The organism is Lysinibacillus sp. NPDC093210, from assembly GCF_044753985.1.
In the GTDB taxonomy this organism is placed as follows: Bacteria; Bacillota; Bacilli; order Bacillales_A; family Planococcaceae; genus Lysinibacillus.
The window spans coordinates 175,279-201,849 of the sequence record NZ_JBIVOE010000002.1; the positions used below are offsets into that span (position 1 = coordinate 175,279).

Sequence of the window (26,571 nt, forward strand, 5' to 3'; positions counted from 1 at the left end):
TGGATTTCATGAAAAGCTCCATTCAACACCATACCATACAAGATTTGAATATCAAATGAAAGTATTGTGACATAATAAAAATAGAGCAATTCTCCAACCTGAGGATTGGAGGGTTACTCTATTTTCTTTCATTTTAAGCTTAGAGTGGGAATAACTCTAAAGCATAAAATGAACGCGATATAAAATATAATAAAAGGTAGCTACCTTGAGTTTTTCTCATCAGCAGCTAATGCTTTTAAGGGACGATGCTAACTTCCCTTATTACGATCATATAGGTTTTCTATATCGTTTAAACCATCCACTCTTGCTTATTTTTAGTCATCCAATTAACTACAAACTATGAAGAGCTTGTGCAAACCTTTTAATACCTTCATCAATCGAATCTTCATCTTCCCTTGCGAAAGTAAAACGAACAAAGCTTTCTTTGGAACCCAATGTAGAGCCTGGAGCATAAATGACGCCTTGCTTAATGGACTCTTCAAGTAATTGGGTTTCATTAAAGCTTTTTAGTATTTTACACCATATATGAATACCACCTTGCGGAATCGAATATTCCACAAGCCCTCTTAAATAGGTATCAAGACTTTTAATAATTGTATTTCTTCTTTTTTCTAATTCCTTAATTAAACTTTTAATATGCGAAAGGAAATTTTCTGATTCCAAAAAATCATTGGCTATCCATTGTGTATAGCTTGAATGACCAAAGTCTAATTGTTGCTTCGCATCGGACAATCTTTCAATCACTGATGTTGGGCCTATAATCCACCCTATTCTTAGTCCTGAAGCGACAATTTTAGACAATGAGCTAATATATAAAACATTGCCATTCTTATCCATTGATTTAAGGGTTGAAATTTTTTCTCCAGAAAAAGCAGTTAAACTGTAAGGATCGTCTTCTACAACAGGAATTCCAAGCTTAGAGGATATGTCTAAAATCGCTTCTTTTTTCTTTTGATTCATTAAGGAGCCAGTCGGATTTTGAAAATATGGATTTAAAAAAATCATTTTTATTCGGTGCTTTTTATATAACATTTGCAAATCTTCTGGATTAACCCCATCTTTCCCTACAGGTAAATAATGTATTTGGATACCTGCTGATTTAAAAGTAGGAAGATTGTAATTATATGAAGGATCTTCTATAGCAATTGCATCGCCAGGCTTTAACAAACATTGAACAATTAAATGTAATGCTTGTTGCGCTCCAGATGTTATAAGTATTGAAGAAGGGTTTGTTTCGATTCCTCGACTTATTTTCACATGTTTTGTAAGTGTACTTCTAAGGATCTCATTCCCTTGTGGATGATCGTACCCTAAGCTTCCAATAAAAGAACGCGTTGAAGTAATCTCGCTTAAAAATCTTTTAGGGAAAAGATCTTCTGACAATTCACCGGAAGCTAAATTGATTAATTTATGTTCAACTGCTTCTTTTCTTATTTTTTGTGTTACAGGTAGACTAGGTAAAAAAGAACCTGCCTCAATATATCGATTCCAGCTCGGAATCCGCTTTTTTGTTATACCCCATATATCTTTACTTATGGTAGTACCGCTACCTCTAGTTCTGTCAATTAGCCCTAAAGATTCTAATTCGTCATATGCATGAACGACCGTACTTCTATTTAAATGCAATGTACTAGCCAAATATCTCTCAGAGGGTAATGGTTTATCAGGTGGGAATGTACCATCAGCAATCCCCTTTTCAATATATTCTGCGAGTTGTTTATAGATAGCTTTCTTTGCTTTTCTATCTGGTTTCCAATCCATATCTACTCACCTCATAATATTCTATCAAACATGCTTTCATCTTTTAGCAGTTTTATACAAGCTAAAAGATTATATATTAATCTAAGTTTGCTTGTCATGAACCAGCCACTACTATGTTATTTTAGCCATCCACTAAAAAATCCAATCTCTATCACTAATGAGTTTCTGAGATTATTAAAGACATAAAAAGACCAGGTGCTCATACTTCGTAATAAGCGCCTGGTACTATATCAGCTTGTCACATTCAACTGTTTAATATCCTGTTTACGGTTCCACTCAAATGTAATTAATTTATGGCTATTCAAATCCTCGGCAAATAATGAAACAGCTGAAATTCGACTATTGTCATAAAGTTTAAAGTAATAGTTTTTGCTTTGCGCACACATTGCCGAAGTATATATTGTATAGTCCGCCTTCCCCTCTTTATTTAAGACAACTCCTTTCGGAATATTAACCGAAGATAGAATATGAAACAAGGCAGTTACCCCCTCAATTTCATTTTTCGCTTGTTCCGTATACTTCTTCCAATAAGCGACCCGAAGAAATCGTGCAGATGGTGTGAAATCACCTGGTAATCCTAACCCGCCTGCCCCTTGCCCAAACGGTGTTAATTTCAAATTTCCCATTGTAATGTCTTGGGGAGGATTAGGCGTGACACCAATATAAGCTCTTAAATTTGTCTGATGCCATTCGTAACCAGGGCTATTGGTCATGACCCCTATTGTTTGGCGATGAATAGTGATGCCTGTTCTATCAGGTTCAATGACAATCGTTTCACCACTAGCATCCGTAAATGTATAGTGAAGAGGTGGTGCGAAGCCAAGTATATTATTTGCTTCATTCAATAATGTAAAAGCGCCTAATTTTTCAACGACATCGTCGACTGTTACACAGCTTCCCAAAACTTGTGAAACAACATAAATCGGATTAATACCTCTTGTGCCTTCTTTAGGTTCGTCTGAATAAGTCGCAAATGTGGCATAGTAAAGCATCGCTCCCATCAAACCCTTTTCGTTTACACCGTCGTAGAGAACAGGAGATGCGAGATCCGTGCTGCCCATTCCAATAAACGCGTATGGATTGCTAATGGTCACCTTATTTTTTTCTTCAAGCAATCGAATGCCATATTTGCGTGGGACAATAACTACTTTACTATCTGGTTCCATTGTAAAATCCATTGTCCGAGCAAATAATGTTTTCTTATCTGTTGTATGAATTGATAAGCTACTGCAACCAAACATAAATACACTCCCTCTATTATGTTGTTTAACCCATTTTCAAAGTGGTAAATGAATATAAATGGTACGCTTTAAATCATAGGCACATTATCTAACGATGTATCATACACTTCATCGTATTGGATAATGATTACTAATATTGTATTATGTTTGTAGGGGTGATTATTAATGGATGAAATAGACATTATAAACAAAGAAGCAATCAAAACTGATTTGGCTCTAATTAAATCCTGTTTGCGATTGATTAATCAAACAGTCACTTTAAGCAAACGAAGAGGAGAAACGTTTAACGCTCCAGAAAATGAAGAATTACATATGTTAATTTCCAAAATTGATAGGGACTTGAACAAAATTAAATTAAATATACAGTATGAAACAGAAAATACGATACACCGTTAACTAACATTTGGCTATGATGAAATAAAACGATTGCAGAACTATACTCAAGTAAGTTTCCTTTTATTTTATAAGCAAAGAAACCCAACAAACGATGATCATCATTTGTTGGGTTTCTGTTTTCATATATCGTTTAAATGCCCAAACCTAATGAGAATAAAATTACGGCTAATATTACTCCTAATGCCGGCACTACAACTGTTAATGCACCAAATGCTGGGTACGCATCTTTATGTGTTTCTCCACAGATTGAACGAATAGTCGTAACAACATATCCTCCTTGTGGAAGCGAGTCAAGTGACCCCGAAGAAATGGCAACTGTTCGGTGTAACGCCTCCGGATTGACACCTAAATCTAAATAATGTGGTGCTAATAATGGTAATGCGATGGCTTGTCCACCAGATGACGAACCCGTTAATCCTGCAATAACTGCTACCGCTAATGCACCACCGACTAATGGACTTCCTGGAATATCTGTCATAACCTTTACAGCAGATTCAAAAGCAGGTGTTGCTTTTACGACACCCCCAAAGCCAACAACCGCAGCTGTATTCGCAATCGCAACAATAGCGCCCATTGCCCCTTCTCCTACTGCTGCACCAAAATTTTGAAAGAACTTTCTGTTGATGAGGTAACTTGCTAATATACCGCCCGTTAACGCGATGATCAATGCAGACGTTCCTAATGAATTATGGAAGGTAAAAGAAATAATTAATACCACAAATAGTGGAACAATACTTAAAATCGGATTTGGTAAATCTGTCCGAGTTGTTGTCAATATATCCGTCTCTCTACTAACAAATCGTTCTCCATTCGCCATAGCTTTTTTGATCATCTTTTTGAGCCACCAATAACCGAACGCTAACATAAATACGGCGACAATAAAACTAACTTCCCATCCTGCATATGGTGAGGTACCTAAAAACTGAATTGGAATCCAGTTTTGTATTTCAGGCGATCCTGCAGATGTCATCGTAAACGTTGTGGAACCAAAACCAAGAGCCGCTGGAATAAAGCGTCTTGGTAAATCTGCCTGTTTAAATAGGCTAAGTGCCATAGGATAAACAGAAAAGGCTACAACAAACAAGCTCACACCACCATAAGTTAAAACCGCACAGGCAACTACAATCGCTAATGCAGCTTGTTTCATGCCGATTTTACTGACAATCCATTGCGAAACACTGTCCGCAGCTCCACTATCTTCCATTACTTTACCAAATATAGCCCCTGTTAAAAACATTAAATACCAAGATGCGATAAAGCCTGTGAAACCAGACATATAATTAGTTAAAAAGTTTGCAGCATCATTTTCTGCAAGCTGCGGGAAAAGCGGCAGCCCATTTAATAGCCCTACAAGCAATGCAGTGATAGGTGCAGCAATGAGTAAGTTCATACCTCTCATTGTTAAATATATTAATAGTGCCAATCCGCCAAATAACCCAATCATCCCTAACATATTGTTCCCCCCGAATCCCCTTTTTGCGCTTTATTAACCTTCAATTATTTGCCGTCATACCTAGCATTAATCATTCTTTTTACCGTATCTTCTCACACGTAGAAGAGCTTGCTCTGCATGACCAGCAAAGTTTTCTAACTGACAAAGACGTGCTGCATATTCCCCAATGTAGGCACTTGCCTCTGGTGTTACTTTTTGATAGGTAACAGTCTTAATAAATTTCCCTACCCATAATCCACCTGTATAACGAGCAGCACCCTTAGTCGGTAATGTATGATTTGTGCCAATTACTTTGTCTCCATAAGCAACATTTGTCTCAGGGCCTAAGAATAAGCAACCATAGTTCGTCATCTTTTCAAGGAAGTAATTAGGATCTTCCGTTAATATCTCTACATGCTCAAAAGCAAGTCGATCTGCTTCAACTCTAGCTTCCTCAATAGAATCTACTAAAAGGATTTGACCATAATCTTCCCAAGATACACGTGCAACATCAGCAGTTGGTAACGTTTGCAATTGACGTTCAATTTCTTTTACAGTTTCTTCTGCCAATTTTTCAGATGTTGTAATAAGCGCTCCAGGTGATGTTGGTCCATGCTCCCCTTGTCCAAGAAGGTCCGTTGCTATCATTTCGGCATCTGCCGTATGGTCAGCAACTACTAATGTTTCTGTTGGACCTGCAAACAAGTCAATTCCTACGCGACCATACAATTGTCTTTTTGCTTCGGCAACGAAGGCATTCCCTGGTCCAACAATCATATCTACAGATTCGATTGTTTCTGTACCAATTGCCATCGCAGCCATTGCTTGAATACCACCTAGAAGGTAAATTTCATCAGCACCTGCTAATGACATTGCTGCAATTGTGGCATGTGGAATTTCTCCGTTAATAGGTGGCGTACAAGCAATTACTCGTTTTACGCCTGCCACTTTAGCCGTTAAAACACTCATATGCGCAGATGCAACCATTGGATAGCGACCACCAGGTATGTAACATCCAACACTGTTAACTGGAATATTTTTGTGACCTAAAATTACCCCAGGAATATTTTCGACTTCCACATCATGTAATGAAGCTAATTGCGCTTCTGCAAATTCGCGAATATTTTTTTGAGCAAATTTAATGTCCTCAATTACTTCGCTAGGCACTTTGGATACGATTTCATTTATTTGCTTGTCAGTTAAACGGAACGCTTCTGGAGACCATTTATCGAATTTTTCAGATAGTTCACGAACTGCTTGATCTCCTCGCTTTTCTATGTCCTTAATTGCTTCCGCTACAATTTGAGAGACCTGCGAGTCATTTATGCTTACTTCTTCTTTTGATTTTCCAGATTTCAATACTTTAGCCATTGTTATTACCCCTTTTTGTTTAGTATTTCATTTTTGCATACGTATGCAGAAATTATATAAGTAAGATTATTCGAAAAATAAAAGGTTGTCAACAGGTATTTATTTTCGTTATTTTTAATAAATATTTACCATAACTAATGAGAAAATAATAAAAGCATCACACTATCTCTCATAAGATACACATACATATTGCTGTATGCATCCTATTTTGATATAGCATGATGCCTATGGAATAAGTCTTTACGACCTTTTTACACTATGTTGTTTTTCGCAAAATAAGGGCTCCGTCAATTTCGAGATTTTTAGCTTCACCTGAATATTCTTCTAGTTCATTAAGCAAATACTTCACAGTCTCTTCCACCATTTCTGTAATTGGTTGCTCCCATGTTGTTAGATTGTATGTAGGCCAAGCTGCCATTTCAATATTATCAAAACCAATTACTTTCGTTTCATTCGGGATAGCGATATTATTGTCCTTTAATGCATCCACTACTCCTAACGCCATAATATCATTGGCCACAAAGAACGCATCCGGCAATTGCTTTTCTAATATAATTTTACGAGTAATATTATACCCACCTTCATAAGTGTAATCAGAACTGTATTTCTGATAGTGCACTTCTTCCCCCTGTAACATAGCACTAAATCCTTTTTCCCGTTCTCTACTAGTAGATGTATTTTCATTTCCTGAAATATAAATCATCTTTGTGCAACCGATACTTAATAGATATTCTGCAATCTTTTTACTTGCCTCAAAGTTGTTACAACATACAGAATAAAATTTATTATTATCTATTTTTCGATTAAACAGAACTAACGGTATTTGATACTTTATGAAATCTTCTGTTACCGACAAAGAAAGTGATGCATCGGTAATAACTACACCCGCAACATTATAATTAAATAATATTTCGATATCTTCTTTTTGGATTTCATCATTATTGGTGTAGACGAATAGTACGCTATAGCCATGTTTTTTAAGGGAAGTCGTAAATAGCTTTAATACTTGGGGGTAGAAAGGATTTTGAACACCTTTCATCACTAAACCAATAATTTTGGATTGATTTGTAATTAAGCTTCGTGCAAATTCATTCGGTCTATAGCCAAGCTCTTGTGCTGCTGCTAAAACCTTTTCTCTAGTTTTCGCAGATACTGACGCACCTTCAAAATACACTCTTGATACCGAAGATTGTGAAACACCAGCCAATTTTGCTACATCTTTGGCAGTAACTCCTTGTTTCATGTTGTACATAACCTCTTTCAATCAATATTTCATCTCAACAAATTGTTCTATAAGCATACACGTGTCCTCGATAAAACGATTCTCTTTAACAACAAACTACATTAGAACTTGGGTGGAAAGCAAGTTCTAGGTTATTTAATGTCCTCCCAGATTTGTATAGCCGATATGAGCCCACAAAAAAAGACCATCTATACACTAGAGGTCCTACCTATACGTAACCAAAAAAACTTTGTTCATTGCATTTTAAAATTAGCTAAATGATTCATAATTTTGTTTTTAAATTTGAGAGCAATTAGTTAAAAGAATTAATTTATATACTTATAATAAAACTAAAAACCAAGCTAGAAGTCAAGGCTATTTAAAGGAATGGCAATTAGCATGTAATAATTAAAGTACAATTGAGCTACTTTCACTTAGATTGATATAAATAGAAGATAGGAAACTATGATTGGAGTGAAGGGTGGCGACTCCTGCGGGTATGCACAGAAAGAAAGACATAACAAACCGCACGCTAGCAAGGGTTGCTTCTTATGGTGTGTCCGCGGAAAGCGTTCGCACGAAACGGAAATCAACGGCAGTAGCCAACAATATTTGTTGTAAATAAAAAAGACTATAGACAAACTCGAGTTTTTTCGAGTTTGTCTATAACCTGAAAGGAAACCATAATGTGCTTCCTTTTTTATTTATCTCCACATTATTACTCACGCCTAAAATTAATCCACTTTCTTTTTATCAAAAAGAAACCATAGTAGTGTAACAACCGCTGCAAGCATCACCATTAAGAATCCGTAAAGTGGTGTATGCGCTAACGATTGATGGCGAATAATAATGCCTCCAATATATGATCCTAGAAATATCCCAATGTTAAAAGCAGAAATATTTAATGCGGAAGCCATGGAAATAGCTGATGGCACATATTTTTCAGACAAAATAACCGCATATAATTGCAAGCCTGGGACATTCATGAACATAAATAACCCCATTAGCAGCACCATGATTAATCCGATAATTGGTGATTCAAGCGTAAAGCTAATGCCAAGTAATGCTAAGGCAAGCCCAACAAAAATAATAAAGATTGAACGAAGCGGATTTTTATTAGCGAAATGACCGCCTAATGTATTACCAATTGCAACACAAATACCATAGACAACTAAAATCACAACAACAGCATGTGGTGAGTACCCCATATATTGCTCTAAAATCGGCGAAACAAACGTATAAACAACAAAGACACCACCGTAACCAATTGCAGTAATGAAAAGTATTAATAACATGCGGATATTACCTAATACTTTGCTAATATCACGTAATGAGATTGGGTTGCCTTTCGATAATTGGCTAGGGACTAACATCGCATTACTAATTAAACCGATAACCCCAATTACGACAATAGACATGAAGGACATACGCCAGTCCATTACTTGTCCAATAAATGTACCAAGTGGGACGCCTGTTACAGTAGCTAATGTTAAACCTGTAAACATAAAGGCAATAGCGCTTGCTCGTTTATTTGGTTCAACTACATCTGCCGCAATGACAGAGGCGATGGACATAAACACACCGTGTGCTAATGCTGAAATTATGCGTCCTATAATCAGGATGGAGAAAATAGGTGCTAATGCTGCTATTAAATTACCAATAATAAAAATGGTCATAACAAGCAATAAAACTGTTTTGCGACTGAGGCGTGATGTAAAGGCTGTTAATAATGGAGCCCCAATCGTTACACCTAGTGCATATATAGAAACGGTTAAGCCTGCTGTGCTTAACGATATACCAAAGTTATCTTTTATTAATGGTAGAAGGCCAACACTGATAAATTCAGTGGACCCTATACCAAATGCACTAATTGCAAGTGCTAACAAAGTTAATTTAGCATTTGGCTTTTTTGTTTGTGACATACGAATACTATCTCCTTTGATTTTTCTTTGCATGTGTAGTAACATTCAGTACATACCTAAATGACCTATAGAGTACTTTTAGTTACTTTTGTATACTACGGAGGCTACAATGCAAAAATTATATAATATTGGTGTTGAAGCGACGCTTGAAGTAATCGGTGGAAAATGGAAACCGATTATTCTTTGTCATTTAAACCACCATGGTAAAATTCGAACAAATGAGTTTCGACGATTGATTCCAAAAATTTCTCAAAAAATGCTTACAAGCCAATTACGAGAGTTAGAGCAAGCTGGACTAATCGATCGCAAGGTCTTTAATCAAGTACCGCCCAAAGTTGAATATTCCTTAACGCCATATGGAGAAGGAATGGAACCTATTTTAAACATGCTTTGCACTTGGGGCGAAAATCATATTGAAGTATTACAGGAAAAAGGCGAAGATGTCGTTTTAAAACAACGCGATGAAGATATCGCTATCGCTATGCAGCAAACATCATAATGAGGGAAGAAAGAGACTGTCACACACTAGACAGTCTCTTTTCCTTTTTAATGCTTATAGAGCAAAGTCAAATTCATCTGGGTTTGGTCCAACACGTTGTTCAAGGTTCATTGAATTGATAGTAGCCATTTCTTCGTCTGTTAAATGAAAGTCAAAAATATCGGCATTTTGCATCATGCGTTCTCTACGCACAGATTTTGGAATTGTGATCACTCCATTTTGGACATCCCAACGCAAAATAACTTGAGCAATCGATTTCCCATATTTTGTAGCGATTTTAGAAATCGTTTCATCTTCAAGAAGCCCACCTTGCATTAATGGAGCCCATGCTTCTAGTTGAATTTGGTGCTTGTCACAAATTGAACGCAGCTCCACTTGCTGTAAGCGTGGGTGGAATTCCACTTGATTGATAACAGGTTTAATACGAGCAAATGATAATAATTTTTCCAAGTGTGCTACAGTAAAGTTACATACGCCAATTGCTTTAATCTTGCCTTGTTCATATAAATCTTCAAGCGCTCTCCAAGATTCAGCATACTTATCTTTACCTGGCCAATGAATAAGGTAAAGATCTAAATAATCTAACCCTAATTTTTGTAGACTCTCTTCATATGCAGCAATTGTTTCGTCATAGTTTAATCCGTCATTCCATACTTTTGATGTAATAAACAAGTCTTCACGACGTAAACCAGTAGATGCTAGCGCTAGTTTTATACCTTCCCCTACGCCCGCTTCATTGCCATAAATAGCAGCAGTATCGATGCTTCGATATCCAACCTCGATAGCGTTTTTAACCATCTCTGCAGTAGCATCATTCTCTACTTGAAAAACGCCTAAACCTATACCAGGCATTTGTAACCCGTTATTTAATGTGATTGTATCTTGTAAATGATCCATTAATTTTATTCCTCCAATGTGTGTTTACTTGATTGCTTTCTCATTATGTAGTCTCGAAAGAGCAAAAAAAAGTACGCACAATTTTGTTTCATAGTAACGTCGAGGTAACATTTGTGAGTTGGCAATGATTAGCGGAATAAAAATTTTTATAATTGTAGGGGAGAATGTGAGCTGGGTTAAAAGTTGAATGGGATATGCGAAGAATTTTCAAAACATAAAAATAAAAAGACACCTTCCAAAATGGACTGTGTCTCAATATTATTTAAAATATAATATAGAAAATAAAGCTTAAACTTTTTAAAATGGGAATTTATAAACAAATTTTTCACTTAACCTAGCAGTGAAAAATAACAATTATAAAATGCGCAATTATCGTTAAAAATGACAACTTTCCTTTGGATTGTCGTCATTTTGTCATCTAAATAAGTGGTACCCGTTATTAAAAACTACAGTCATTCTCAAATTCTCAGCACTTTATTATCGACTGTATCGTACTTCAAACATTACGCAACCATCCGTTGATTTCCATGGACCATGTTGCATTCCTGGGGGACGTGAAGCTACCATTCCCGCAGTGAAGGTCTTATTTAAAGTTAAATCTATGACAGAGCCTTTAATGACATATAGCTCTTCCCAATAATTATGCACTTGAACTCCATTAGGCGTCGTATCTGTACCAGGGGCGAACTCCAAAATACGAACCATTTCCTGTGTTGATAAATTCTCTGAGATTACCCTTTGTGACAGCCCTTCTACCAGCCCATCAATTGGTTCAAGTTTAAAATTCTTATAGTCTGTAAATTCAACTTCAGGTCTCGATTTCCCCTCCACTCCGTCTAAGAAAAATCTTTGGTTGGACCTATAAAGTGATGGTACACGACTACTGAAGATAGGCACATCTTTTCTGACTTGCGGCACTGTCTCCAAATCTAAAGTTGCTTTTAATTCACCAACTTCTTGATTTAATTTCTGAACTATATCTCCCCAAGGGTCAATAATTTGAGAGCAACCTGCGAATTTTACTCCTAACTTTGTCCCAGTTACGTTTGATGCAACAACATACATCTGGTTCTCAATTGCGCGTGCACGAAGCAAGGTATTCCAATGTGTTTCTCTTGCTAGTGGCCATTCTGCCACGATGTGGAGTACTTGAATACCCTGTAATGCTAAGTCCCGAATAATTTCAGTAAATCTTAGATCGTAGCAAATTATTACACCCATCTTTACCCCTTCAAGCTCAAATACATTAACTTGATTGCGACCACCTGTTAAAAACTCTGGCTCATTTAACATTGGAACAAGGTGCATCTTGTCATATGTATGAACAATCTCACCCATTCGATTTACAATAATCGCTCGATTAAAGATATCTTGACCTTCTAAATAAGCAATCGAACCTCCCACCAAATTTACATTAAACTTCTTACTAAGTAATTGTAAAAATTCAATTGATTGATTGCCATCCACTGTGCATATTTCTTTTAATCCTTCCAATGCATAGCCCGTTGACCACATTTCTGGTAGAACTACAACATCTAAGTCATCATAGTAGTTAACTTCTAACCACCGTTCTATGATTTCCCTATTCTTTTCTGGATTTCCTACTTCCAATTCCATTTGAAATACTAAATAATTCATATTGCTCACTCCTCAAGTGAATTTAGTAATGAAGTATCTGGTTTCACAAACAACCATAAGATAGCTGCAATGAATACTGGGATTACAGTCACCCCTAATGTGATATTCCAACCAAACTTTTCTGCTAACCAACCACATAACAATGGGGATACGAATGCCCCTAAATTCCCCCACAAATTCATCCAACCTGAAACAGAACCAGAAAAGTTTCTTCCTAAATCTGTAGCAGAAGCCCATGAACACACTACTGTGAATCCTAGTGAACCTAAGCATAATGATAACCATAAAACATTCATATAAGGCGATACTGCCATAACGGCCAAGTACATTGAAATAATGAAAACGATTAAACCTGATATAGCTAAAGAAGATCTTGATATTTGCTTTGAAAAACCTTTACGTACTAAGTAGTCAGAAAGAATACCACCAGTCATTACAGTTATCAGTATTGCTAACCAAGGTAGGCTTGCAGCAAACCCCATCTTGCTTAGTGAAAATCCTCTATCTTCTAGTAAATAAGTGGGTAACCAAACTAAAAAGAATGTAATGATATACAAAACAACAAAATATTGCAAACCTATTGCCCAAAATCTATAATTTTTCAAAAATGTATTCCATGGTGCTCTAGCTTTAGTGGTATTAACAATTTCTCTGCCTTCTAATATATATTCTTTTTCTTTTTCATTAACTAATTTATGAATTTCAGGATAGTCTCTTGCTATAACCCACCATACACCCGCAATAATAATACCTACCAATCCAAAAATGTAGAATACAGCTTGCCAACCAAAATATTGATAGATATATACAGTTACGATAGGGGCTATAACTGGTCCAAAATAGGAACCTGCTAATAAAGCACTAGATGCTCTAGCCTTTTCATCTCGTCTAAACCAATTTGTATTAAATACCGCGTTTGCCGGAAACATTGGCCCTTCTCCTACTCCAAATAAGAATCTCACCGCATACAACAGACCATGAGATTTAACTAAACCAGTTAAACCAGTAAATACTGACCACCATATAAGAGCAAAAGTGACCATTTTTCTTGGACCAAACTTTTCAGCCAGTAGACCTGCTGGAATTTGTACTAATGCATATCCTAAAGAGAATAATGATGCAAGCATACCAAACTGTACTTTATCTAAACCTAAATCATCCATCATTGGTTTTGCAATTATTGATATATTTGATCTATCCATGTAAGCGATTACACCAATGATAAAGAAAAAGAATGCTAATCCCCATCTAACTTTTGTTGGTTTTTCTTTCAAAAAAGCTCCCCCTTGCTTAATTGATTATCGAATAATGATGTGTAATTTTTCTGTTTAACTTCGGCTGTTCAACTTCGTATTCAAATTTTTCTCCAAATACAAAACCATTTTTTGTAGGTACAGTACCTGAATAAATAACAGTATGTTCTAAATCTCTTTCCCCTAATTTGTTTAGTTTTTCTAGTAAAGTATCTACCTCTAAAAGAGCTTCCAAAGTGTCTTCTTGATATAAAAATCTTTCACTATTTGAAGTAACATAGGAACGTAAAATAATAGAATCCCAGTCTTCTTTTAAATCCTCTAATCTCCAAAAATCAGATGCTAGCGGTTTATCACATATTAATTTAGACTTTAAAATATTTTCTTTTTCGACTTCTCTATCCGTATGGTCGCTACCTAGGGTAAACAACCATTCTTGTCCATCATGGAATAATACATATTCAGCCTCTCCAGAAGAAAACTTGCTACCATGACATTCATTAGAAAAGTTAAGTTGTTCAATATTTTGTGGATAGATCATAGGTACACTTGGTGGTGGTGCAATCCCCAATTCTTGTAATTCATCTATATGTTCTTGAATTTTATCGATATTTCTTCCCCCATAGCCAACAACAATCACTTTATTAATTTCAATTTCATGTTTTTTAACCTCACCATTGATAAGGTGTAAATTAATTACCATCTTCATTTAAATTGCTCCTTAACTGATTAATAAGTTCTTTTTTCGTATTATCCACATGGTTATTTGAAGCTATCAAAATCTGATTTATATCTTGTGATTTTAAAGCTTTAATAATTTCTTTATGTTCAGAAATTGTTTCCTCAATACGAGACTTTTCCGTTATAGCTTTTAACCCAAACCATCTTATTTGATCTCCTATTTCCTCAAACCATTTTTCTAATCGCTCATTTTTAGTTAATAAAACGATTTGAGAATGGAACTCCTTATCCAACTCAATAAATCTTTGGTGGTCTGTTTTATTTTTTTCTTGTTCTATAACGTACTCTTCTAAAGTATTTATTTGTTCTAAAGTAATACTTCCACATATTTTTTCAAGTGCAAAACGATCAAAAATCATTCGTATTTCCATTACTTCAATTACATCTTCTTCTGTAATTTCTTTAATAAACGTACCAACCCGTGGTTTTGAAATTATCCACTTTTCCCTTTCTAACAAAGACAGAGATTCTCTTATAGGCGTTCGACTTATTCCTAATTTTTCACTTAGTTCTCTTTCATAGATTGGTTGTCCCGGTAGAAGTTCATAATTTAAAATTGATTTCTTAATTTCCCTAAAAGCAATATCTCTTAACGGCATAACTGTCTCTATCTTTTTCATTTTTCCTCCTATTGGTATGTGGTATACCACATATAATATTACAAACAAAAAATTCCGTCAATTAAAAATTGTACGTACTTTTTGAATTAACAAAATATTATTTTGCGATTTTAAATGAAGATGAACAATCAATCTATAGCTTGAATTGTAAAAATTAAAATCTATTCTCGTACATGAATTATTCAAATAAAAATGCAGTGCCTCTAAAAATTTATGAGGCACTGCATTATAACTCTTTCTATATCAAATCGCAGAATTGACATCTATTTTTTTAATTAAGGTACCTTTCACCTAAAAATCAATCATTTTTATTCCTCTACAAATATTATAAATGCCATTAATATATAAATAAAAATACAATTAAAGGAATGAGTAATGCTGGCAATAGATTTAAAGTATTAAATTTTTTAATACCCAAAATACTTAAACCTGACGCTAATATCAATATACCTCCTATAATAGTCAATTCATTTAGAAGATCATTATTAATGGAGCTCCCCATTAAAATAGCAATTAGGTAGATTGAACCTTGCCATACAAATAACACAATTCCTGATATAGCTATCCCAATACCAAATGTAGTAGCTAAAACAATTGAAGTAATGCCATCTAATATACCATTTGCAAGTAAATACGTATAATCTCCCTTTAACGCGGCCTCGACCGGACCTAATATAGATAATGTGCCAATACAAAATAATAAGATAGCAGTCGATAACCCTTCTGCTAAATTGCCTTTAGAATATTTATTAACTAAAGCATTAAATTTTGATTCCAAATTAAGTTTTTGGCCGATTAATCCCCCTACAGCTAAACTTACTATAAAAAGTACCGGATATTTGCTGGAAGGTAAATGTTGTACGAGTGCATTGATTCCTAACCCCATAGCAGCTAAGCCCATAGCCTGCATAAGGATATTATGATATTCATCTTTTATCCCATTTTTAAAAACGCTTCCGACAATGCTTCCAATTATTATCATCATTGTATTAAATATTGTTCCAAACATAGTTATGTCTCCTTTAGAAAATTGTTCATAAGTAAAAAATAAACCCTCCTGTATGGGGAGGGTCAACATTTTATTGGTATTTGAATTTCTGTCAGATAGTCTTCTTTCCTTTCAGAAATATAATGGTCAATGATTGTCCTTTCAATGGAGTCTCCAATAATTTGAAAGCCATTATCTTTTATACAATTCAGCAAGGATTCATAATGTTTAGGAGAATTGTTATGATTTCCATTATAATAAATACACGCATACTTTCCTTCTGAAAGAGTTGTTATTAAAGGACTTTGTATATCATTTTCCTCGACTAAAATAAATATCGAGTTATATTCATTGAACTTGTTATTCAATAGATTACGAATACTAATCGTTAGACCTACTCCTCCAATAAATATAGAAGAATTCATATTGGACGAATTCTCAAGCTGCCGCAGAGAAACTTCCAGTTGAGGTTCTGAACTAATTTTTTCCATTAACCTTACTATCTTTCTCTCTTTTATTTCCTTTACGAATGGAACTTCTAATTCCTTTATTTCTTGTGCTAATTTTATATCCTTGATTCGATGTTGAAATCTGCGGTTAATTTGTTCCAATTCTTTAATCTTTACTTCAGTTAATCGTTGCTGTTCCTCTAAAAGATGCAAAAAACCGTTGATATCCCTGTGATCCAGATGTCTTTTAATTTCCTTTAATGAAAGACCTAATTCCTTTAAATAATTTATAGTATTCACTTGTTCAAATTGTTCCGTCGAATAGTATCTATAACCGTTGTTGCTATCTGTATGTACAGGTTTTAACAAGTCAATTTCATCATAATATCTAAGAGTTTTAATGGTTGTATTATGAAGCTTAGCCATTTCTCCAATTGAAAATCTATTTTTCATTTAAATCTCCTTTTAAAAAACTTAATATTATCACTATCATACTCGATTATGTCTATTAGCCCGCTAAAAATAACTTTTCTAAAGCTGATTAGCCTAATGTAGTACTACATCACTCCCTGTCGTTGCTGGTGACTAACTTCATCATAATAAAAAGCCACTCCAAAAATGGTTGTGGCTTAATTCATTAAATTAATCAAAGGTTACAACATCTTGTACTACCGATACCTTATAAACATCTTTTGTACTAATTAATATCGTTTTATAATTTTCTGTTTCAGTAAATGAATACCAGGACTTTTCATTGAACCCATTAAAAATTTCTTCTACAAATGTTTCTTGTCCAATATTATTTTTGATTTTATATTCTTCTTCACGACTTTCGTTGAAGTGAAACTTCACTGTATATTCATAATCCATAAGCCAACACCCCCCATCTACCTATATCATGGGACAAATGGGAATGAAGTAATCAACTAAAAATTTTAAGAATCATAAAAAGGCACTTCGTAGTTAAAGTGAGTAAGTCAATTACGTATCAAGGCAAAATAAGTATGAGTCCGATGTAATATTAAACTCATTCCCTTAAATTTCTGCTTAATTGTAACCTATAGGAAAATTCTAGAATCCTTCATTTATAGATGTTACTATTTTAAGGTAGAGGCTACTAGAAACATATGTAGTTATTAATTAAATAATCAGTTGGAGGTAGACATGGAACAAAGGCTTATTAATCAATTGCATGAGTGGCATGAAGTAGACGAACATCAGCGAATTATCGATTCGCTTTTAGCAATTCCTGAAGAAGAGCGCGACTATGAATTAATTAGCATTTTGGCTAGAGCCTATAACAATTCGGGGCTTTATGAAGAAGCGCTCCATCAATTTGATAAAATTTCTGATGCTGGCAAACAGGATTCTCTATGGCATTATCGGGTGGGCTTTGCTCTTTATCATTTAAACCGATATGATGAAGCAGCTCAAGCTTTCAGCAGGTCTGATCAATTAAAGCCTGGTGAACAAAGTACACAATACTTTTTGAGTCAGAGTACTCATAAAGCGAAGAAGCAGAAAAGAGAAGAACTCCGGCTTGCAAAGAAGCAAGATTACTTAGCGCGTTGCGGCTCCGTAGAGAAGAAGATTCCTTTTTCAGACATGTTTCTAACTGATTTCTGGGATGACAGCGAGTACGCAATAACATCCTATCAATGTGAGCCACCTACAGACGAACTCATTGATTCTATAGAAAAAGAACTTGGTTATAAGCTCCCCTCTTCTTATATTTATCTCATGAAGCAGCAAAATGGTGGGGTGCCGAGGAACACTTGTTTTCCAACAGAGGAGCCAACTTCCTGGGCTGAGGATCATATTGCCATTACCGGTATCATGGGGATTGGACGCGATAAAAGCTATTCCCTGTGCGGAGATCTAGGTAGTCCGTTTATGATTGAGGAATGGGGATATCCAGACATTGGAGTAGTAATCTGCGATTGTCCATCAGCCGGTCATGATGTCGTAATGTTAGACTATCGAGCTTGCGGTAGGAATGGTGAACCTGAAGTTATTCATGTCGATCAAGAAGATGATTATGAAATTACCTTCCTTGCCGATAATTTTGAAGACTTTATTAGAGGCTTAGTGAGCGAAGAACAATACGATACTTTTGAAGAGGACAAAGTAGAAGCACTAGATAAAGTAGCGCACGGAAAATTTTCTCCTCTGCTAGAGGAGTTGTGCTCTCAGGTATCTGAAGTGGCTCAGGTGGAACAAAAAATTCGCAACCTATGTACACGAATTGTCGAAGAGAAAGGCCATTTTAGTTTTCATGCAGATGAATTATCCTATGATATGTATGATGTGCAGTTTTGGTTATATACCAAGTCTTATCCAAACACTAATTACGATCAATATGTATCAGTTTATCAGGACATCATCGCATTTGGCGGGGAATTTGGGCAAGGCGGGTATGCCCCTGCCTTTATTACGGATTGGCTTGATTACCTAATGAAGGAAGGTCGAATCGTTCAGGAACACGGGAATATTCGCCTTACTGATTCCTATACAGAGGAAGTAATTAATACGTTAAAAAATGCATAATTGCAGATTAGGTTCATGCCTAATAATAAAAAGAGCCTGCTTTTACAGCAGTCTCTTCTTCTTTTGTTTACTTTATTCCTTAAAGCATGAACGTTAATCAACTTTGCTGATATCCCGTTGCTGTTATTCTGTCTTTTGGACATATAAACATATAAAAAATGCCTTCTGCATATTCGTCGAAATCAGCAAAATCAATCTGTCCGATATACTGCATACTTCGTTCACAACAAGGACAAAGTGGATACTCTGGCTCTTGTACCCAACTTGGATGGCCGCCAATCTGCGAATCCAATTGTGACATCGTCCAAACAGCAGCATAATATGGTGATTGCGGTTCATGCGAAAGGACTAAACTAGGTACGGTTTCCGCTTCACTGCTTAGGTCATCGATATCAGGGAGATAATCAGGTTCTTGATTATGGCGGCTCCAAACAGGCACACCATGATTGTCCAACTCCATGTATATTGTGCTAAAACTTCCACAAACATCACAGGTTATGACCTGTAGGTTCTCCATCTGCAAGTGTAGATATTTTAATGCAGGATGGGAGGTAGCTACGTCCATCAACTTCGTTAACTTCCTGTTACACCATGGACATGTTGAATGGCTTGACTCTAGAAAATGGGCATGATGGTCTTCGTTTAGATTATCCAACTGTTGGTCTGCTTGCCTAATCGCATAACATAAATGGTTAATTAGATTACGCTTCTTTCCGTCTGGGGTAAGCTCCCATCCTCCATCAAGTGCGTACGTTTCAGGCGTTACAAACAACTGCTCCGCCCATGTTGGTGGCTGCATTTGCCATTCCCGAAACTGCTCTGTAACAACAGTATCACCAATCCAGCTGAGTACTAGGAGGAGATGATTTCGATTGTCTTCATCACATTTCACCTGCTCTAAAAGCAGATTTCGTATGCCTTGTGGTGCATATTTATAAAGAATCGGGTTATCAAACAAGCCGCGCTCTATAAGCTCAGGCAAAGCATCTGATATATTATCATCTCGGTAGCACACCAGAGATAATAATATATCTTCTGCTTCACTTCCATTGTTAACAGCGAGTAATTCCAATGCATATTTCAACATACAGTCCGCTTCTTGGTCTGATAATGATAAGTACATCTGTTCCATGCTTAATGGATGCGAAACATACTGGATAAGTGGTTCATACTTTCTCGGCGCATGCATCACCTTGAGAATGTCTATACGATCTGTTAATCCATCATAGAGATTGACCGTCTTTCGGTGCTGCTCAATATATGCTTGTTGTTTTTTTCGTTCCTGCTCTTGATGGCAGGGCATGCAGATTCCGCCTGTTTTGGCTGCGGTGCTCGGCAAAATTGTTGCGCTGCAGCCTTCCATCTTACATGGTATTCGTTCTGTCATATTTGGATTCCCCCCTTTATTAAGTCCTTGATTTTTTTGAAAGACAAATTCAACCAACAAGTCATCCTAAAATTTTATAGGTCTAGGATCTGAACCTTTAATAAATCTGGAGGAAACTTAATTGAATATCAGTTTTCAATTTGTCTCCCTTCTTCGTCTGTTAAACTTTGTGCTATTAATTCCCCTATACTTTAAGGTGATAAAAAATAAAGACTAATATGTTTCCTTCATGAATATAATCCCTACATTCTACGGAATCGTTTATTCGACTATCCATTGTTTCCTACATAATCAATTTTGCAACGGTATTATCGGGTATTAGCTTGTTCGTCCAGATTTTCTAATACTAACTTTAGAATATTCCTGCTCTCATTCTTAAGATCACCGTTCAAATATTCTTTAATATATGGGATGGCTTGACCTCCAAGCTCAACAAGTTGTTCATAGGCTTCATAATCTGTTCTCCAGAAACTTTTCATGCTACCTTCACCAAATTCTCCTCCTTCTATAACATTGATCCAATGTTTTATCTGCTGAACAAGGGGGAGTTGGTGTAGCGCTTCGACAGCAGACCGAAATTCATGGTCTTTAATCTTTAATTCAGGCATTGCTTTATACAATTGGTCTTCGAGCACACATTTTCTTACGAGTTGGCTTAGTGTTAAATAATCACCACCAACGCCATCCGCTGCTGAAACGTAGGCAATGAAGTCCTCCGTTCGGTCCAATTGTTTTAAGTCGTTCTCCAATCGATGAATAACATCAATGGCGATTAAGAAGAGCTCCGAATCTATTATCGTCTTCTCAAATATATAGTTCTCCTCATTGCTTAAATACTCGGGCGTTTCTTGGCTAATACAGCTAAAAATTTCAAGGTAGCTTTCTAGGCAATCAGGCATTTCTTCAAACATAAAGGGATAATCGCCTTCACTAAATTTACATGAACTATATATCTGCTCTCTAGTTTGATTATAGATTTCATCACCAGTTCTAGAGAAACTTTCTTGATAATTTGCGTAGCAATCAGCAACATTGTGGTCTAAAGAAGCTTGATTATTCATGTACACTAAATAACTACCGTTATAGCTATCGGTATAGATAGAGAAGGTATACACATCCTTGTTTCTTCCTTCTTCAATATAATTAGATATAGCAGATTTGCAGAAGTCGTAAAGCGCATTCTCAATATCGCTTCTGCTAACGAATATTCCTTCATGGGGACCAAATGTCGAGATTTCCTGAATGCTTTGATCTGTTGTGCAAAGCAGATACGTCCCTCTACCTTCCAATTTTCTTCTCCCACTGATTAACTTTCCAACATGGACATCATAACTCATTCTGAAATGCATCCCCTTTAAATACGTTTATGTTAATTTTCTACCATCGTCGTACTAAAGTTATCGCTTATAGTCGGGCTGTTCTAACGTAATAGGATTCAAATTGCTGAGTACCCAGCGCACTGCCAGTTCGCACAGTCTCACTGGTTCATCACTACCGTTGCCGTTGTGAAGTTCCTTTACTAATGTTTCTGCCTCTTGAAGTGCAGCAGCATTTAATGGTGTACCCAAGCTAAAATAATGGTTAAGGCTATTAAGCATTTTACGATATTGAATATCCCAGTTGATTCCGCCGTTATCTAAAATTTCATATGATACTTTACCTGTAATACGGATAACCTCACCCTGTACAGTTTTCGCATGTCCTTGTGAAGGAATTAATAAACTCCACAGTTCATTATGTTGTGCTTGCCATCCCTCTGTTACTACTTCTATTGGAGAGACGCCATCGTGAGTCTTTCGTTTCCCTACTGGTTGGACATCAAATAGCTCATATAGATGTAAAAGTGCCTCATCTGTTTGATTCAAATATTCTTTATTAAAGCCTTCTCTGTGAAATTCAAAGTCGGTTCCAATTCGCTTAATAGATTTTTTCATTTCCTGCGTTACGGTTACTCCAGCATGAAGCAAAATATCGGCAACTTTCGCCATGTTGACGATATCGATGTTTTTACATATTGCCAAAGCTTTTTCTAAAGGCGTCTGTTTCATCTTATTTTCTGCGTTTATATTTGCCCCTTTGGCAACCAATATGTGAACCGCATTTGGATTACAAAAACCTGCGGCGACAAATAAAGGTGTCTCGTCTTGATAATCACTAGCTTCTATATCTGCACCCAAATCAATTAGCACTTCAGTAGTACAGCTCGAACTTATTGCATGTTTATGTAACGGCGTTCTTCCATAACTATCACTAGCATTTATATCAGCACCCTGTTCCACAAGCCAGTGAACCAATTCATTCGGTATATTGAAAAAGCTCAAGGCTGTTGATTTGCTGTAACCGCCGCGAGCATTTAATTCGCATTTCATAAATACCTCTTTTAATGCTAATATATCACCTGCTTCAATTAGTTCATCGAAATTTTTCGGTAAGGTCTTTTTCTTCTTGCTCATAGTTGTTTTATTTCCCTTCCTCAAATTTTAAAATTACATATTCTCTAAATTTTACCACTCATTCATTTCTTCTACTATTTCCTGCCCTCATAAATATAGCATCCTACGAAGGTGAGAAGCTCTACCATCAAGTCTCTTATATAGTTATAAATATATTTATGGAGAGATTCCCTTAATATAAGGGATCGATGGAGCATGCCTGAGGCGTAAATATGATGGTCATACGAAGGGCTCTGTTCTTTAGTACTTTATCTTTCATTGTCATTTCATCATTCATAACATTCAAAACTCGCTCAATGAAGGCTTGAATCTACTTAACTTCAATGACCATTTCTTGCTCGACATTCAGCTTATGAAAGTGACTTATTAAGGAATTAAATTCTTTTTTATCTACATCATACTCAATGTCAATGGAATCAGCTACGCCAAGTGAACTTGCAGTCTCTTTTGATAAAATGATGGAAATTAATTTTTGGCTAAGTATTATCCTTACTATTCCTCCATATGCTGCTCTATTGTCACTATTAAGCGTAATATGAACCTTATTTAGAATGGGTATGTCATCAGTAAATAACGACTTTTGAAATAACACATAGTCCTTCGTGTCAAATTCATCATCTGCGAATCCAATTACTATTGTCTCATCCTCAATACCACAATAAACAAAAGAGGCTTTTAGTAAGATTGACATGTCATTACCCCTTTCACCCCGATATTTTCCTAGATAAAATGTTTATCTCTATATTTCTAGATTTATTAATTCTTAATTATCAAATCCGCATAGCAATATACGATTCGACTTTCTATCATGTATTTCTGCTTTCCAATAATGCCTATCATTAATTTCTCTATACTCTAGTTCTTTATCTATCTTTTTTAAATCTGTCCTAAATGGCTCTTTCAAAAATACAACAATGCTATCAGGAGGCCACCCTTCCCAAGTCTCGGTAATTACATTCCCTAGCAATAATTCATTGTGTAATATAGCTTTCAATTTCTCTGAAAGCCCTTCAATATGTTCTTTCATGATATTGTTATTGATAGCTATCCCTCATTTCTTTTTATTAAATCTATCAATATGTTATTTTCATTGTTAACTACGATAATTAGATAAATCCTTCCTCAGGTTCACCGACATCAAATCCTAATATTTTTGTTGCTACCACTTTAAATCGCTCTATCCAAGAACTCCAATCATCTTGATTCATCTGTGCAAAAAAGGATAACCCACTTGGTTCTACTGATGCCATAATAAAAACATCATCATCTTCCTGTCCGAACCAATAAGGAATACCATTTTTATATCCTATCCAACCTGGCATACGCTCGTATATATTCGTTACCTTATCCCATACTTCTTCAGATAGGTCATACCATATATTTAAATTACATTGTTGAGAGTTACTGATACTCATTTGTGTCCCTCCTATTGCCTTCCATTGCTATTAACTCTCTAAGCCTTGTTAGTATCTTTGTTACATGTCCATTTATAATTACGCCTTGGAATAGTCCTTCCGTAAATCGATCTCCACGTATATAACTGGTCATCAATTTTCGAAGCGTAGCTAAATCTGCTTTCATGACATGCTCTTCTATATCATTTTCAATATGCTGATAAGTTTCATTTTCATGCAACCAACTCTTCCAATCGAATACAATGAGAAACCCTGTATTACATAATTCATCGTGGAATTCTCGAATTTCTTCACATGCAAGCATATTTCTTTTTTCGTTTTCACTCGTCATTGCGTCTAGTCTTTGAAAAAAATCAAGAAATTTAACCAGCTTATTTAACTCTTCATATTTTATTTCTGGCAGTTGTAACACCTGGTTCACCTCAATCAATCTATTTAAAAAAATATGGCTTTCAGTTATTTCTTTATGGAATTCTTCAAGAAGATGATTGAAGCTTCAGAAATCCACGATTCTAAAAATTCTCTTTGTGGTCGGAGCTTAGTTTTTCATAAATCACGAAAAAGTGACGTATCCAATTCCTCTTTCCCCAAATAACCGCTACAAATAACAGGGCGGTTAATGATTTCATACATTTTTTTAAGATCCGATATATTCTCTTGGGCCCACGTTTCAAATGAATCGAATTCATCCTTAGAAATCTGATGGTACTCTGGGGAGTCAGTTATCCCCGTTAGTACCTCATAGGCATAAATAGTTTCACCAAATGTTCCTACAGATTGGTATCTGCCTGTTTTTAGACGGACATATTCTGTGTATCTCAAGGTCATCACTCATTCTTTCGTTTATTCCTCATGTCCATTTATTAGAACTTAGAAGATTTAAATCTTACTTCTCACTCCGCAGCAACTCGTCTCGCGCTTCCGTCAACGCGAATCCAAGCAGATTATTGCCCCGCCATTTCACTGGATTCTCCACATCTGGATTGGACTGACCCATGCCGATCCCCCAAATATGGTCCCGCGGGCTAGCCTCGACAAGTATGCGGTTCTTCGTCGATTTGAGATAATCAGCAAGCTTCGGATTTTGCGAAAATTTGGCCAAGCTGGCTCTTTTGACAATCTCATAGCATTCCTTATCCCAAATTTCTTTGTCAAAGTTTCGAACCGCGCGTCCAAAAGCCTTCATCTCCTTCGGATGCTTAGCATGAAGGATAGAATCTAGCATTTCGGCATCACCGAACAACCTTGCCTTCTCAGCCATCATAAACTGCTCGGCGCAAGAGTATTGCGTTCCCTCTACCGTGAACGGGCACATCCACCATTGGCTGAAGCAGCTTTTGTCGACACGCCCGTCCTTAGACGGCGTATGCCCCCAAAAAAACACGAATTTAAATTTCTTCCCCTCGTTATATGCATTTTTCAACTCATCTATATTGTAAATCATCGTTAATCCTCCCAATTTCTCCGATACAGGCGAGATGGCCTATGCCCCGCATTTTCGGTGTATTGATCAGTCTCCGACACAAGATCGACCACTTTACGTCGGAATGCCGCCTTCAACAACTCTTTATCCATCACTACCTCATAAACTTGCTGTAGTTCCGTTAGCGTAAATAACTTCGGCATCAAGTGCAGTGCAATATCGGTATAATTTACTTTTCCCCGCAATCGCTCAATAGCACATGCGATGATTTTAGCATGGTCGAATGCTAATCCGTCATTCGATACGATTTCATAATCTGTCCCAGTCGATGTCGTCTTCGCTGTTATAGTCCTCGCCACAACCGCCGAAAGTTCTTCTTCTTCACTGCTTAGTTTGAGTTCGTACTCCATCTTCTTAATGTATCCGTCCTCAATCAGCTCTTTTTCTTCCCGTAGCGGTCGATAGGATACCTTGAACCAGGCGGCGTCTGCTGCATCATCTCCCGCCTTAAGCTCTAACTTGTCGCTATTGATTAAAGCCATATAGCTGCAACTTATCACCCAGGTTCTTGGATCACGCCCAATATCACTGAACGTATATAGCTGCTCCAAATAAACGTCTTCCACGCCTGTTTCCTCGCATAGTTCTCTTACTGCTGCCTGCTCAGTCGTCTCATTCGAACGGACAAAGCCTCCTGGTAGAGCCCATTTGCCTAAGTAAGGGTGCCCTGCCCGGCAAATAAGCAAAACGCGTAACTCTTTTTCTGGCAGTTTGCGATAACTGTCAGCCTCCTCTTCTGTCACAGTGAAAATAACCATATCCGTCGTCAATGAAGGCCGCTCGTAATCTCCTGCACTGTACTGCTGTAAAAATTCTCGTTCCGTAAGCCCATCTTTATCTAACAAATCCAATTGGG

The 26,571-nt window shown here is 36.4% G+C and carries 27 protein-coding genes; 3 read left to right on the top strand and 24 right to left on the bottom strand.

Features of this window, described 5'->3' with window-relative positions; translation table 11 throughout:
* Positions 1-330 precede the first annotated feature (330 nt).
* Positions 331-1,761 (bottom strand): MocR-like pyridoxine biosynthesis transcription factor PdxR, encoded by a 1,431-nt coding sequence (gene pdxR / locus ACIP9C_RS06445; protein WP_401009324.1) that lies wholly within the window; start codon positions 1,759-1,761, stop codon positions 331-333.
* A 230-nt stretch (positions 1,762-1,991) separates the two neighbouring features.
* Positions 1,992-3,002 (bottom strand): linear amide C-N hydrolase, encoded by a 1,011-nt coding sequence (locus ACIP9C_RS06450; RefSeq protein WP_401009325.1) that lies wholly within the window; start codon positions 3,000-3,002, stop codon positions 1,992-1,994.
* A 165-nt stretch (positions 3,003-3,167) separates the two neighbouring features.
* Here ACIP9C_RS06450 and ACIP9C_RS06455 point away from each other — a divergent pair, with 165 nt between their 5' ends.
* Positions 3,168-3,398: a phosphoglycerate mutase gene (locus ACIP9C_RS06455; RefSeq protein WP_401009326.1), complete on the top strand. Its 231-nt coding sequence runs from the start codon at positions 3,168-3,170 to the stop codon at positions 3,396-3,398.
* Positions 3,399-3,528: 130 nt separating this feature from the next.
* Here the strand turns inward: ACIP9C_RS06455 and ACIP9C_RS06460 are convergent, their stop codons facing one another.
* From ACIP9C_RS06460 to ACIP9C_RS06475, 4 genes are all read right to left on the bottom strand, one after another.
* Positions 3,529-4,851, bottom strand: coding sequence for a GntP family permease (locus tag ACIP9C_RS06460; RefSeq protein ID WP_401009327.1), 1,323 nt, complete (start codon positions 4,849-4,851; stop codon positions 3,529-3,531).
* Positions 4,852-4,917: 66 nt separating this feature from the next.
* On the bottom strand, positions 4,918-6,201 hold the full coding sequence (gene hisD / locus ACIP9C_RS06465) for a histidinol dehydrogenase (protein WP_401009328.1): 1,284 nt from the start codon (positions 6,199-6,201) through the stop codon (positions 4,918-4,920).
* Between the two features lie 256 nt (positions 6,202-6,457).
* Positions 6,458-7,444 (bottom strand): LacI family DNA-binding transcriptional regulator, encoded by a 987-nt coding sequence (locus tag ACIP9C_RS06470; protein ID WP_401009329.1) that lies wholly within the window; start codon positions 7,442-7,444, stop codon positions 6,458-6,460.
* Between the two features lie 713 nt (positions 7,445-8,157).
* The gene (locus ACIP9C_RS06475; RefSeq protein WP_401009330.1) at positions 8,158-9,345 is read right to left on the bottom strand and encodes an MFS transporter; all 1,188 of its coding nucleotides are present in this window, start codon (positions 9,343-9,345) and stop codon (positions 8,158-8,160) included.
* 109 nt (positions 9,346-9,454) lie between these two features.
* Here ACIP9C_RS06475 and ACIP9C_RS06480 point away from each other — a divergent pair, with 109 nt between their 5' ends.
* The gene (locus tag ACIP9C_RS06480; protein ID WP_401009331.1) at positions 9,455-9,844 is read left to right on the top strand and encodes a winged helix-turn-helix transcriptional regulator; all 390 of its coding nucleotides are present in this window, start codon (positions 9,455-9,457) and stop codon (positions 9,842-9,844) included.
* 54 nt (positions 9,845-9,898) lie between these two features.
* Here the strand turns inward: ACIP9C_RS06480 and ACIP9C_RS06485 are convergent, their stop codons facing one another.
* The 8 genes from ACIP9C_RS06485 to ACIP9C_RS06520 form a co-directional block, all read right to left on the bottom strand.
* A complete protein-coding gene (locus ACIP9C_RS06485; protein ID WP_401009332.1) occupies positions 9,899-10,741 on the bottom strand; it encodes an aldo/keto reductase in 843 nt (280 codons plus the stop codon).
* Between the two features lie 477 nt (positions 10,742-11,218).
* A complete protein-coding gene (locus tag ACIP9C_RS06490; RefSeq protein ID WP_401009333.1) occupies positions 11,219-12,379 on the bottom strand; it encodes a nitrilase-related carbon-nitrogen hydrolase in 1,161 nt (386 codons plus the stop codon).
* A 5-nt stretch (positions 12,380-12,384) separates the two neighbouring features.
* The gene (locus tag ACIP9C_RS06495) at positions 12,385-13,653 is read right to left on the bottom strand and encodes an MFS transporter (protein WP_401009334.1); all 1,269 of its coding nucleotides are present in this window, start codon (positions 13,651-13,653) and stop codon (positions 12,385-12,387) included.
* A gap of 16 nt (positions 13,654-13,669) precedes the next feature.
* Positions 13,670-14,341, bottom strand: a complete 672-nt coding sequence (locus tag ACIP9C_RS06500; protein ID WP_401009335.1) for a DUF2848 family protein — start codon at positions 14,339-14,341, stop codon at positions 13,670-13,672.
* Complete coding sequence (locus ACIP9C_RS06505; RefSeq protein ID WP_401009336.1) at positions 14,325-14,993, bottom strand: GntR family transcriptional regulator; 669 nt, start codon at positions 14,991-14,993, stop codon at positions 14,325-14,327. Before ACIP9C_RS06505 ends, ACIP9C_RS06500 begins: the two co-directional genes overlap by 17 nt.
* Positions 14,994-15,330: 337 nt before the next feature.
* Positions 15,331-16,002: a DUF554 domain-containing protein gene (locus ACIP9C_RS06510; protein ID WP_401009337.1), complete on the bottom strand. Its 672-nt coding sequence runs from the start codon at positions 16,000-16,002 to the stop codon at positions 15,331-15,333.
* A 62-nt stretch (positions 16,003-16,064) separates the two neighbouring features.
* Positions 16,065-16,883: a MerR family transcriptional regulator gene (locus tag ACIP9C_RS06515; RefSeq protein ID WP_401009338.1), complete on the bottom strand. Its 819-nt coding sequence runs from the start codon at positions 16,881-16,883 to the stop codon at positions 16,065-16,067.
* Positions 16,884-17,072: 189 nt separating this feature from the next.
* Positions 17,073-17,300: a hypothetical protein gene (locus tag ACIP9C_RS06520; RefSeq protein WP_401009339.1), complete on the bottom strand. Its 228-nt coding sequence runs from the start codon at positions 17,298-17,300 to the stop codon at positions 17,073-17,075.
* 294 nt (positions 17,301-17,594) lie between these two features.
* Here ACIP9C_RS06520 and ACIP9C_RS06525 point away from each other — a divergent pair, with 294 nt between their 5' ends.
* Positions 17,595-18,977 carry an SMI1/KNR4 family protein gene (locus ACIP9C_RS06525; protein WP_401009340.1) on the top strand — a complete coding sequence of 461 codons (1,383 nt, stop codon included), beginning with the start codon at positions 17,595-17,597 and terminating at the stop codon, positions 18,975-18,977.
* 97 nt (positions 18,978-19,074) lie between these two features.
* On the opposite strand, the gene ACIP9C_RS06530 is transcribed toward ACIP9C_RS06525, so the two are convergent.
* The 10 genes from ACIP9C_RS06530 to ACIP9C_RS06575 form a co-directional block, all read right to left on the bottom strand.
* Positions 19,075-20,280 (bottom strand): YwqG family protein, encoded by a 1,206-nt coding sequence (locus ACIP9C_RS06530; RefSeq protein WP_401009341.1) that lies wholly within the window; start codon positions 20,278-20,280, stop codon positions 19,075-19,077.
* A 392-nt stretch (positions 20,281-20,672) separates the two neighbouring features.
* A complete protein-coding gene (locus ACIP9C_RS06535) occupies positions 20,673-21,701 on the bottom strand; it encodes a hypothetical protein (RefSeq protein ID WP_401009342.1) in 1,029 nt (342 codons plus the stop codon).
* A 60-nt stretch (positions 21,702-21,761) separates the two neighbouring features.
* A complete protein-coding gene (locus ACIP9C_RS06540; RefSeq protein ID WP_401009343.1) occupies positions 21,762-22,817 on the bottom strand; it encodes an ankyrin repeat domain-containing protein in 1,056 nt (351 codons plus the stop codon).
* 310 nt (positions 22,818-23,127) lie between these two features.
* The gene (locus tag ACIP9C_RS06545; protein WP_401009344.1) at positions 23,128-23,508 is read right to left on the bottom strand and encodes an Imm10 family immunity protein; all 381 of its coding nucleotides are present in this window, start codon (positions 23,506-23,508) and stop codon (positions 23,128-23,130) included.
* 72 nt (positions 23,509-23,580) lie between these two features.
* Entirely contained in the window at positions 23,581-23,844 is a 264-nt protein-coding gene (locus ACIP9C_RS06550) for a hypothetical protein (RefSeq protein WP_401009345.1), read from the bottom strand.
* A 79-nt stretch (positions 23,845-23,923) separates the two neighbouring features.
* Positions 23,924-24,232, bottom strand: coding sequence for a hypothetical protein (locus tag ACIP9C_RS06555; RefSeq protein ID WP_401009346.1), 309 nt, complete (start codon positions 24,230-24,232; stop codon positions 23,924-23,926).
* Positions 24,219-24,644, bottom strand: coding sequence for a DUF6508 domain-containing protein (locus ACIP9C_RS06560; RefSeq protein ID WP_401009347.1), 426 nt, complete (start codon positions 24,642-24,644; stop codon positions 24,219-24,221). Before ACIP9C_RS06560 ends, ACIP9C_RS06555 begins: the two co-directional genes overlap by 14 nt.
* A gap of 134 nt (positions 24,645-24,778) precedes the next feature.
* Positions 24,779-25,054 (bottom strand): hypothetical protein, encoded by a 276-nt coding sequence (locus ACIP9C_RS06565; RefSeq protein WP_401009348.1) that lies wholly within the window; start codon positions 25,052-25,054, stop codon positions 24,779-24,781.
* A 64-nt stretch (positions 25,055-25,118) separates the two neighbouring features.
* Positions 25,119-25,676: a riboflavin biosynthesis intermediates N-glycosidase gene (locus ACIP9C_RS06570; protein WP_401009349.1), complete on the bottom strand. Its 558-nt coding sequence runs from the start codon at positions 25,674-25,676 to the stop codon at positions 25,119-25,121.
* Between the two features lie 2 nt (positions 25,677-25,678).
* Entirely contained in the window at positions 25,679-26,566 is an 888-nt protein-coding gene (locus ACIP9C_RS06575; protein WP_401009350.1) for an NUDIX hydrolase, read from the bottom strand.
* Positions 26,567-26,571: the final 5 nt, after the last annotated feature.